A 10,436-nucleotide genomic window follows, 5' to 3' on the forward strand; every position below is an offset into this window, starting at 1 on the left:
GTGATCCGGTGCCACACACGGGAGCGGAACCGGAGGGGAGGAATAATCCCCTCGGTTCACAGCGTCCTCGCTGTGTTTTCTTCAAAGGAACCTCGCCCCGGCGGATGCCGGAGACGGGGTATCAACATATCTGGCGTTGATTTTTGGCACGCTGTTGAGTTCTCAAGGAACGGTCGCTTCCTTCGTACTCACCCTCGCGGGCTTTCCTCCGGGCGCTTCCCTTCGGTGTTTCCGACTCTATCAGATCTTTCCGACCCGATTTCCTCGGTGCTTTCCAGGTCCGCGCTCCCGCGCTTTCCTTTCCGGCGGTTCCGACTCTATCAGATCCTTTTCGGCCTGATCCCCAGTCAGCGGGGTTCGTCTTCCCGGCCGTTGGGCCGTTCCGACGTCTCAAACCTTAGCGGATTCCCTCGGCGATTCCCAATCGGACCCTCGGGGTTCCGGTTCGGATCGACGAGTCCCATGCGTGAATTGAATTTCGGGCACGCCGAAAACAACCCGGCTGGGAGATCGTGCTTGTGGTTTGGGTGCCGCTTGTGCGGCGGGAGTGCTGCCGTAGGAACGTTACGCCTCTGCGGCAACCCGGAGAACGTTACGGATCTGGCGAGGGGCTGTCAAGCGTCCCGGTCAAGATTTTTCAGTCGAGATCGCTGAGCCGTCCGCCGGCGTCCGGCTGGGCGTGCTCCACGCGGCGGAGCAGCCTGATCAGGACCTCGCCGAGGGCCGTGCGCTCCGCCGGGGACAGGTCCTGCAGGAGGTCGCCCTCGAAGACCGTGGCCAGGCGCATGGCCTCGAGCCACTTCTCGCGGCCGGCGGGGGTCAGCTCCACGATGACACGGACGCGGTTGGACTCGTCGCGCTCCCGGGTGACCAGGCCCTCGGCGACCATCCGGTCGATGCGGTGGGTCATCGCGGCCGGGGTGAGGCCGAGGCGCTTGGCGAGGTCGCTCGGGCCCATGCGGTAGGGGGCGCCGGACAGGACGAGGGCCTTGAGCACCTCCCAGTCGGCGTTGGTGATGCCGAGCGCTGCGGTCTGCCGGCCGTAGGCGACGTTCATCCGGCGGTTGAGCCGGGACAGCGCGGAGACGATCTGCTCGACCTGGGGGTCGAGGTCCTGGAACTCGCGCTGGTAGGCGGCGATCTGCTCTTCGAGTGTCGGTTCGGTGCCGGTGCTGGTGCCGGGGGTGTCGCCCATGGGCGCAGTATGGCACGCCCTGGCTTGGCGTTGAAGTCCTTCAAGATGTACTCTTCAGCGTCGAAATTTAGCTTCTAAGTCTTCAGCTCTAACTGCTGAGCACTTCAACCATCCATCGAGAGAGACAGAGAGCAGGAGAGAGGTGAACGTGACCAGGGCGATGGGCGCAGCGATGCGCCGGATCCACGTGGGCAACGCACTCAGCGCGTTCGGGCTCGGCTTCACCGTCCCCTACCTGTACGTCTATGTGGCGCAGGTGCGGGGACTGGGAGCCATGACGGCGGGCATCGTCCTCGCCGTCTTCGCCGTGGCCGCGCTGATCGTGCTGCCGTTCGCCGGCCGGGCGATCGTGCGGCGCGGCCCGCTGCCGGTCCTGCTCGCCGCCCTGGTCACGGCCGCGCTGGGCGCGCTGAGCCTGGGGCTGGCGGCGGGCGCCGGAACCGTACTGCTGTCGGCGGCGGCGCTCGGCGCCGGGCAGGCCGTGATGCAGCCGGCGCTGGCGACGATGATCGTGGACTGCTCGACGGACCGGACGCGGTCCCGGGCGTTCGCGACGCAGTTCTTCCTGCAGAACCTGGGGCTGGGTGTGGGCGGCCTCATCGGAGGGCACCTCGTCGACACCACTCGGGTCTCCTCCTTCACACTGCTGTTCGCGATCGAGTCGGCGGTGTTCCTGACACTGGTCGTACTGATGTCGACGGTGCGGATGCCGCACTCGCCCCGGATCGGGGGCGCGGCGGCGGGGGGCGGGCCGTCGGCGACGGGCAGCTGGAAGCAGCTGCTCGGGAACCGGGCCATGGTGCAGTTGTGCGTGCTGGGCTTCGTGCTGTTCTTCGCCTGCTACGGGCAGTTCGAGTCGGGGCTGAGCGCGTACGGCGTGGAGGCCGCCGGTATCTCGACGTCGATGCTGGGGACCGCGCTGGCCGCGAACACGCTGGTGATCGTGGTGGCGCAGTTCGCCGTGCTGAAGTTCGTCGAGCGGCGGAGGCGGTCGCGGGTGATCGCGGCGGTGGGGCTGATCTGGGCGCTCGCGTGGGCCGCGGCGGCGTACGCGGGCCTCGGACACGGCAGCCATGTGATGGCCACGGCCGCGTTCGTGTCGACGTACGCGCTGTTCGGGCTCGGTGAGGCGATGCTGTCGCCCACGGTCGCGCCGCTGGTGGCGGATCTGGCTCCGGACGGGTTGGCGGGGCAGTACAACTCGGCTTTCGCCCTGGTGAAACAGCTGGCGCTGGCGCTGGGGCCGGCGGTGGGCGGGCCACTGGGGGCCTCGCTGCCCGGGCCGTATGTGGTGACGTTCCTGCTGTTCTCGCTGTTGATCAGCGTGCTCGCGCTGCGGCTGGGGCGGGGGCTGACTCCGGTCCAGGACCATCCGTGGGCCGCGCGGAGCCGGGTCGTCGCACAGGGCGGGCCGGCGGGAGTGGTGGCCGCGGAGGTGTGAACCCCCCTCCTGTCCGGCCCGCCTCTCGGTGGAGGCCCGCCCCTGGAGCCCCACCCCAGACCCCCGTCACCGGGTCACCGGCTCCCCGTTCGTCCCTCCCCCCCGCGGGAGCATGAACTCGCACCAGACCGCCTTGCCGCGGCCCGGGGTTCTGCGGGAACCCCAGTTGGTGGCGATCGTGGCGACGATGGCGATGCCTCGGCCGGACTCGTCGACGGGGGTGGCGCAGCGGCGGCGGGGGAGGTGGTCGTCGCCGTCGGTCACCTCGATGATGAGGCGGCGGTCGGTGCGGCGCAGACGCAGGCGCATGGGTGGGGTGCCGTGCTGGAGGGAGTTGGCGACCAGTTCGCTCGCGGCGAGGACGCCCAGGTCGTGCAGGTCGGGCGGGAAACGCCAGCTGGTGAGCACGCCGGAGGCGAACGCACGCGCGCGTGGGGCCGCTTCCACCCCGCCGAGCAGTTCGAGGGCCGCGTTGCGGAAGAGCTCGCTGTCGGGGCCGGTGCGGGCGGGGTGCTGGAGGACGAGGACGGCCACGTCGTCGTCGTGGTCGGCCTGGACTCCGGCCGAGCGGACCAGGCGGTCGCAGATCACCTGGGGGGTGCCGGTGGCGCCGGCGAGGGCGCGTTCCAGGGACGTGATGCCCTCGTCGAGGTCCTCGTCGCGGCGTTCCACCAGGCCGTCGGTGTAGAGGACCGCCGTGGAGCCGGGGCCCAGGGGGACCGAGCCGGAGGTGTGCACCCAGCCGCCGGTGCCGAGCGGCGGGCCGGTGGGTTCGTCGGCGCGTTGGACAGTGCCGTTCTCGTCGCGCACGAGGATCGGCAGGTGCCCGGCGGAGGCGTACACCAGCCGGCCCTCGTTGGGGTCGTGGACGGCGTAGGCGCAGGTCGCGATCTGGTTGGCGTCGATCTCCGTAGCGAGGCCGTCGAGGAGCTGGAGCACCTCGTGCGGGGGGAGGTCCAGGCGGGCGTAGGCCCGGACGGCGGTGCGGAGCTGGCCCATGACCGCGGCTGCCCGCACGCCGCGTCCCATCACGTCGCCGATGACCAGGGCCGTGCGGCCGCCGCCGAGGGTGATGACGTCGTACCAGTCGCCGCCGACCGCGGCTTCCGTGCCGCCCGGCTGGTAGGTGGCGGCGATGCGCAGGTCGTCGGGCTGTTCCAGGACCTGGGGCAGGAGCGAGCGCTGGAGGGTGACCGCGGTCTCGCGCTGCCGCCGCTCGCTGGCGCGCAGCCGTTCGGCGGCCTCGGCGTGGTCGGTGACGTCGGTGGCGAAGACCAGGACACCGGTGCCCGCGGTGCGGTGGTCGCCCTCGGCGACCGGCGTGCACGTGAACGTGTACGAGCGGCCGTCCGGGGCCTTGCGGGACTTCAGGGTGCGGGGCCTGCCGCTGCGCAGGACCTGGTCGAGGAGCGGGAGCAGGCCCAGTTCGCGCAGTTCGGGCAGGGCCTCGCGGGCGGGTGCGCCGAGGGGGCGTACGCCGAAGGCCGCCGCGTAGGCGTCGTTGACGTAGGCGATGCGGTGGTCGGGGCCGTTGACGAGGGCGACGAGGGCCGGGACGCGGTCGAGGACCTCGCGCGCGGGGAGCTCGTCGACGGCGGGCACCGGTACTGGTTCGTCGGTCGGTCGTTCGGCGCGGGCCGCGGGTACGGAGCCGTCCGCCCGGCGGGCCGGGACGGCCGCGAGCTCGGTCCGCGCTGCGGCGCGGCGCTGCGTTCCGGGGATGCCGGGGAGCCGGGCGCTCCAGCGCGTGAAGTTCACGAATCCTTGCCTCGTGTCGTCGTCTCAGGCCAGCTCCGGGCCCGGCCGGGAATATGGGGCCGCGCGGCGGTGCCGCACATTCTTACCGCCCCGGGGGTGCGTCACAGCGGGAATGCGTCATCCGTGGGACGCCGGGGCGTGCGGTGAAGTTCCCCGGTCCGGTCAGGACGACCCTTTCGGGTTGATGTTCGGGTCGAGAGGATGCTTTCCACCGGCCGCGAGTTCGAACTCCGCCCGGGGGTGTTCGAGCGATCCCAGGGAGACGATCTCCCGTTTGAACAGTCCCGCGAGCGTCCATTCGGCGAGCACCCGGGCCTTGCGGTTGAAGGTGGGAACCCTGCTGAGGTGGTAGGCGCGGTGCATGAACCAGGCGGGGTAGCCCTTCAGTCTGCGCCCGTAGACCTGTGCGACGCCCTTGTGCAGTCCCAGCGAGGCGACCGAGCCGGCGTTCTTGTGCGCGTACGTCTCGAGGGGCTCGCCGCGCAGGAAGTGGCCGATGTTGTCGGCCAGGAGCCTGGCCTGGCGGAGGGCGTGCTGGGCGTTGGGCGGGGTCAGGCTGCCCGGTTCGGCGGCGGTGACGTCGGGGACGGCGGCGGCGTCGCCCGCGGCCCAGACGTGTTCGACGCCGTCGACGGTCAGCCGGGCGGTGCATTTCAGCCGCCCGCGTCCGGTCAGCGGCAGGTCGGTGGCGGCGAGGAGGGGGTGCGGTTTGACACCGGCGGTCCACACGACCGTACGGGTAGGGAAGCGCTGCCCGTCGCTGAGGACGGCGACCCGGTCGGCGCAGGACTCCAGGCGGGTGCGGAGCAGGACCTGGATGTTGCGGCGGCGCAGTTCGGTGACGGTGTAGCGGCCCATCTCCTCGCCGACCTCGGGCAGGATCCGGTCGGAGGCCTCCACGAGGATCCACTTCATGTCCCCGGGCTTGACGTTGTGGTAGTAGCGCGCGGCGTAGCGGGCCATGTCCTCCAGTTCGCCGAGCGCCTCCACGCCCGCGTAGCCGCCGCCGACGAAGACGAAGGTGAGGGCGGCGTCGCGGACCTCGGGGTCACGGGTGGAGGAGGCGATGTCCATCTGTTCGAGGACGTGGTTGCGCAGGCCGATGGCCTCCTCGACGGTCTTGAAGCCGATGCCGTAGTCGACGAGGCCGGGGATGGGCAGGGTGCGCGAGACGGAGCCCGGGGCGAGGACGAGTTCGTCGTACGTCAGCTTCTCGGTGCTCCCGGTCTCCTCGCCGGCGAGGGTGGTGAGGGTCGCGGTGCGGTGCGCGTGGTCGATGGAGGTGACCTCGCCGACGATGATGCGGCACTGGTCGAGGACGCGGCGCAGGGGGACGACGACGTGCCGGGGGGAGATCGCCCCGGCGGCGGCTTCGGGCAGGAAGGGCTGATAGGTCATATAGGGGTCGGGCGTGACCACCGTGACCTCGGCCTCACCCCGCCTGAGCTCCTGTTTCATCGTCCGCTGCAGGCGCAGGGCCGTGTACATCCCGACGTAGCCGCCGCCGACAACGAGAATGCGCGCACGTTCCTTCACCATCCCATGACGCACCGGGCGCAGTCGTTTGTCCACAGGCCCGGCGAATTGTGTGACCGGCGGCCGGGGCGGCGCGGGGTTGGCCGAAATACCGCTGCAGGGGGAAGGGCGCAGGTCAGCGGGTGCGGGGTGGATGCGGAAGGGGGTGCAATCCAGACATATACGGCTCGTGCTCCGATCGGGGGGCGCTCCGTGCGGAACCTGGCCCTTCTGAATTGACTCCCACTCAACTATGTTCGTGTCGACGGGGTGTGGGGGATGTGGTCGAGCGAGCCCGCGGAGCACCACCGGATCTCGGGGCGGGCCCGGTCGCGCGTGATCCCGCTGTGCGCATCCCGGAATCAGGGATGGGGAGAGTCTCCGGGGGGAGACGTCATCACCGGGGGATCAGTCATGCACATTCGGAACACTCATTGGCCCGCCGCGTCCGCCGCGCCCGCCGTCGCACCGGGTGGCGGGGAGGAAGTCCGGCCGGACCGGACGGCGCCGCTGCGGGTGGACGCGCAGCGCAACCTCGAACATGTGCTGCGGGCGGCGCGCGAGGTCTTCGGCGAACTGGGGTACGGCGCGCCGATGGAGGACGTGGCACGGCGCGCGCGGGTCGGCGTCGGCACGGTGTACCGGCGCTTTCCGAGCAAGGACGTCCTGGTGCGGCGGATAGCCGAGGAGGAGACCTCCCGGCTGACCGACCAGGCCCGGACCGCGCTCGGCCAGGAGGACGAGCCGTGGTCGGCGCTCTCCCGCTTCCTGCGCACCTCGGTGGCGTCCGGCGCCGGGCGGCTGCTGCCGCCGCGGGTGCTGCGGGTCGACATCGCCGAGGACCGCTCCGGCGGTGCGGGCCGGGCGGCCGACGCGCGGGTGCCGCATCAGCGGACCCAGCCGGACGGCGGGGAGCCCGGGCTCGTGCCCGACGGCGCCGCGGACGACGACGCCGGGGCGGCGGAGCTGCTCGAGGTCGTGGGGCGGCTCGTGGAGCGGGCGCGCGCGGCGGGCGAACTGCGGCCGGACGTGTCGGTGTCGGACGTACTGCTGGTCATCGCCACCGCGGCACCCTCGCTGCCGGACGCGGCCCAGCAGGCCGCGGCGTCGGCGCGGCTGCTGGACATCCTGCTGGAGGGTCTGCGCTCGCGGCCGGCGTGAGCCGGGTGCGGCTCCGGGTCCGGGCGCGCGGATCCCCTCCCTCGTACGGGTGACGGCCGGCCACCGAGGAACGTCAAGCCCCCGGGGGCGGGTGCGTGAGGTGACCGGATGCGGCGACTGCTCCGTGGCCGTCGGTCTCCACCGCACGTGCTCCGCCCGCGGCGCCGGGCCGGACCCGCGACCCGACGGTCGGGTCGGCGGGGTGTCCTTCTCCGTGCGCGCCGGCGGGGTGCGTCCTTGGGACTCCGGGCCGGGTTCGCTCAGCCGCCGGAGGCCAGTGCGCTCCGCTGCGGGGCGATTCCCGCCGGTACCGCGCGGGCACGCGCGGGCGTACCGGTCCAGCAGGTGCCGCGACGGGAGAGCAGGCGGCGCAGCCACAGTTCCAGGGACACGAGGTCGGCGAGGCCGTCCAGCGGGAGAGGTTCGCCCTGGGCCGCCGCGCGCAGGGCCTTGCGGACCACGCGGGCCTCCACCAGGCCGGCCTCGGCGAGCAGGGGGGTGGCGAAGAGGTCCACCAGGTCGTTGACGGCCACGCGCAGGCCCGTGCGGGCGGCGGCCGCCGCCGAGGCGTGCGAGGGTGCGCCCCAGCCGGGCGGCAGGTCGCCCACTCCGGCGCCCTGGAGAACCGTGCGCAGGATCGCCGCCCGCGCGCCGGGCTGCACCCGCAGGGCCTCCGGCAGGGCGCGGCAGGCGCGGACGACCTGGTTGTCGAGGAACGGCATGTGCAGCCGCTGGGAGCGGATCTCGACGGCCTGCTCCAGGACGCGCAGGTCCGCCGCCTGCCGGGCGAGGGCGGCACGCGCACGATGGTCGCCCGGCCGCTGCCCGGGCCCCACCGCGGAACGGCCCGACGCCCTCTGCAGGCGAACCGATACTTCAGCCAGTGCCTCCCCGGTCAGCCACCGGGCCGCGGGCCCGGGTCTGGCCCAGGTGAGGGCGGCCAGCGACGCCCCCACGGCGCCCTGGGGCTCGTCGAAACGGCGGTGCAGCAGCCGCTCGGCGAGCAGGTCGAGTCCCGCGCGGTAGGGGGTCCGTGCCAGTCGCCGTGCCGTGCCGTACACGCGCGCGGGGACCATGACCGATCCGTCGGCCTTGGCGAGCGCGGCGACGGGCCGGACCAGGTGGCGGCGCTTGCGGTCCATCAGCAGGTCGGCCAGGCGCGCGGGGTGGGCGTCCAGGACCTGCCGGGCGCCGTAACCGGTGAAGTGGTCGGCGCTGCCGGAGGCGAGCCGCGCGCGGTGTCGTGCCGCCGTGACCAGGGACGGGCCCGGTTCGTCGGTCAGGGGGCCGTCGAGGTCGGCGTAGGGCAGTACGTCCTCGCCGCCGGTCACCACCACGTGGTGCAGGCGCGGGCCCGCCGCGAGCGTTCCGGCGCGCTCGAGTTCGGCCTCGCCTCCGGCGGCCGTGAGGTCGTTGAAGGTGACGGCCAGCAGGCGCTCGCCGGCTCCGGTTCCGTGGCCCAGGAGCGTGCCCGGCATGCCGGGGAGCCCGGCGGCCAGCAGGGCCAGCGTGCCCGAGGCCGGTCCTCCGGACAGGTCGGCGCCGATGCCGGGCATCGGCATCCCGCGGGCCGCTCGGCGCTCGGCGGGCCCCATGCCGGGCACCGGGCCGGGGTCGAGGTCGGGCACGTGCCGGGGCGCGGACAGGCGGGTGCGGACGGCCTCCACCAGGGCGTCGCGCACCGCGGCGACCGCGCTGTCCGGGTCGGCGGGGGGTGCCGCCACAGCGAGTGAGGCGACCGGCTCGTACCCGGCGACCTCCCTCGCCCCCGCGCGCAGGATCAGCGCGTGCCCCGGCGGAATGCGCCGTACGCCGTCGTAGGGAGTGGAGTCGTCCAGTGCGGCCGGTACGTCGGGGGCGGCCAGCAGGGCGGCCAGGTGCCCGAAGTCGAGGTTGGCCTCGACGAGGTCGGCCAGCGGCAGCGCGGCCGTCGCGTACGCCGTGCCGCCGGCCCAGGGGGCGTGGAACACCGGGCGGACGCCGGCGAGGTCGCCGCAGACGGTGACGCGGCGGCCCACCCGCACGACGGCGGTGTAGCTGCCGGGCCAGGCGGTCAGGTGCCGCAGCGCGCCGCCGCGCGCGGCCAGCAGGCCGACCCGCAGCTGTTCGTCGGAGGCTCCGCAGGTGCCGAGCACCGCGATGCCGGTCCGGTCGTCGGCCCGCACCACCCGGACCTCGTCCGGACGCCAGTCGCCGACCGCCCACAGCGGGTCGGGGTCGCCCCACAGCAGCTGGGAGCCCACCGGGTGGACGGTCTGTCCGTCGTATCCGGTGGCGCCCGCGGAGCCGGACCCGGCGGTCCCCGCGGCGGTGCTGCTCCATCCCACCAACCACCGCATCGACGCCTCCACAGCCTGTGGGCAACCAGTGCACCGCACGAACCGGCTCCCCATGCTGCCACGAAGGAAGCGCGCCGGAGGGGAGGCGGAGCCGCCTTCGGCGTGCTGCGCGCGCCCCCGCGCGCCTGCCCCGATGGTGGCGAACGCCCGTATCGTACAAGGCTGCTGCGACGCGAATGCGCCCCCTGATGCGCTCCTATCAATACCCTTCGCGCCGTCAAGTACCGTGGTAGGAGCCGCAATCGCCGACGGGAGGCGGGGTCGATTTTCGGCCAATTCGGCGTCGCGAGGGCAGGCGTGCCGTACGCTCCGTACACGCTGTGCGCATCGCGCGGACAACAGACGGTCCGGGAGGCGCAGTTCGCCTCCCGGACCGTTCCGCCGCCCGCGGGGATGAAGGCGGCGGTGTCCCCCAGCCCACTGGATCCAGTACAGCGGGCCGACCCACGCAGGACCATGGAACCGCTCCCCCGGTGGCCGGAGAAGAGCGCACGGACGGGCGCACAGCCACACACCGGGAGCGCGCCGCAACCCTGCGTGCAGGCGCCGTACTTCCGTGCGGGCCACATTCCCGCCATCCGGAAGAATGCCCCTTAACGCTTGGGATGCGGCGAACTACGCTGGGTTTACGAATGCCGCGTGGTTATGCCAGCGCGACAGCCGTCTGTGTCGAGGGGTGGCGCATGTCCAGGGAGCAACGCGGGCCGAACGAAAAGCTCGGCGCCGTTCTCGCCCTCGCGGGAATCAGCAACGCAGGACTCGCGCGGCGCGTCAACGACCTTGGCGCCCAACGCGGGTTGACTCTTCGCTACGACAAGACCTCGGTGGCGCGCTGGGTTTCGAAGGGGATGGTGCCGCAGGGCGCGGCTCCGCATCTCATCGCGGCCGCCATCGGCCAGAAGCTCGGCCGCCCGGTGCCGCTCCACGAGATCGGCCTGGCGGACGCGGATCCCGCCCCCGAAGTGGGCCTCGCCTTCCCCAGGGACGTCGGCCAGGCGGTGAAGTCGGCGACGGAGCTGTACCGGCT

At 72.8% G+C, this 10,436-nt stretch carries 6 protein-coding genes and 1 pseudogene; 3 read left to right on the top strand and 4 right to left on the bottom strand.

Annotation, left to right across the window (positions count from 1 at the left end; translation table 11 throughout):
• Positions 1-637: 637 nt before the first annotated feature.
• Positions 638-1,195 (bottom strand): MarR family winged helix-turn-helix transcriptional regulator, encoded by a 558-nt coding sequence (locus tag RH94_RS46240; protein WP_073952146.1) that lies wholly within the window; start codon positions 1,193-1,195, stop codon positions 638-640.
• 160 nt (positions 1,196-1,355) lie between these two features.
• On the opposite strand from RH94_RS46240, the gene RH94_RS33840 reads away from it, so the two are divergent.
• Positions 1,356-2,636 carry an MFS transporter gene (locus RH94_RS33840; protein WP_199881124.1) on the top strand — a complete coding sequence of 427 codons (1,281 nt, stop codon included), beginning with the start codon at positions 1,356-1,358 and terminating at the stop codon, positions 2,634-2,636.
• 66 nt (positions 2,637-2,702) lie between these two features.
• Here RH94_RS33840 and RH94_RS33845 read toward each other — a convergent pair whose 3' ends face one another.
• Together RH94_RS33845 and RH94_RS33850 are read right to left on the bottom strand one after the other, a co-directional pair.
• Positions 2,703-4,394 (bottom strand): ATP-binding SpoIIE family protein phosphatase, encoded by a 1,692-nt coding sequence (locus RH94_RS33845; RefSeq protein ID WP_073952148.1) that lies wholly within the window; start codon positions 4,392-4,394, stop codon positions 2,703-2,705.
• A gap of 162 nt (positions 4,395-4,556) precedes the next feature.
• Positions 4,557-5,933 carry an NAD(P)/FAD-dependent oxidoreductase gene (locus RH94_RS33850; protein ID WP_073952149.1) on the bottom strand — a complete coding sequence of 459 codons (1,377 nt, stop codon included), beginning with the start codon at positions 5,931-5,933 and terminating at the stop codon, positions 4,557-4,559.
• Between the two features lie 390 nt (positions 5,934-6,323).
• Between RH94_RS33850 and RH94_RS33855 the strand changes: the two genes are divergently transcribed.
• Positions 6,324-7,070, top strand: a complete 747-nt coding sequence (locus RH94_RS33855) for a TetR/AcrR family transcriptional regulator (RefSeq protein ID WP_073952150.1) — start codon at positions 6,324-6,326, stop codon at positions 7,068-7,070.
• Between the two features lie 260 nt (positions 7,071-7,330).
• On the opposite strand, the gene RH94_RS33860 is transcribed toward RH94_RS33855, so the two are convergent.
• Positions 7,331-9,409: an asparagine synthase-related protein gene (locus RH94_RS33860; RefSeq protein WP_073952151.1), complete on the bottom strand. Its 2,079-nt coding sequence runs from the start codon at positions 9,407-9,409 to the stop codon at positions 7,331-7,333.
• A 683-nt stretch (positions 9,410-10,092) separates the two neighbouring features.
• Between RH94_RS33860 and RH94_RS45485 the strand changes: the two are divergent.
• Positions 10,093-10,436 (top strand): annotated as a pseudogene (locus RH94_RS45485) (MFS transporter); the annotation flags it as partial.

Origin of the sequence: Streptomyces kebangsaanensis (genome assembly GCF_001906585.1) — a bacterium.
Classification (GTDB): Bacteria; Actinomycetota; Actinomycetes; order Streptomycetales; family Streptomycetaceae; genus Streptomyces; species Streptomyces kebangsaanensis.

Coding starts and splice junctions, on each gene's coding strand:
- RH94_RS33855 (WP_073952150.1), top strand. CDS start 6,324: ATGCACATTCGGAACACTCATTGGCCCGCCGCGTCCGCCGCGCCCGCC.
- RH94_RS33840 (WP_199881124.1), top strand. CDS start 1,356: ATGGGCGCAGCGATGCGCCGGATCCACGTGGGCAACGCACTCAGCGCG.
- RH94_RS33860 (WP_073952151.1), bottom strand. CDS start 9,409: ATGCGGTGGTTGGTGGGATGGAGCAGCACCGCCGCGGGGACCGCCGGG.
- RH94_RS33850 (WP_073952149.1), bottom strand. CDS start 5,933: ATGGTGAAGGAACGTGCGCGCATTCTCGTTGTCGGCGGCGGCTACGTC.
- RH94_RS46240 (WP_073952146.1), bottom strand. CDS start 1,195: ATGGGCGACACCCCCGGCACCAGCACCGGCACCGAACCGACACTCGAA.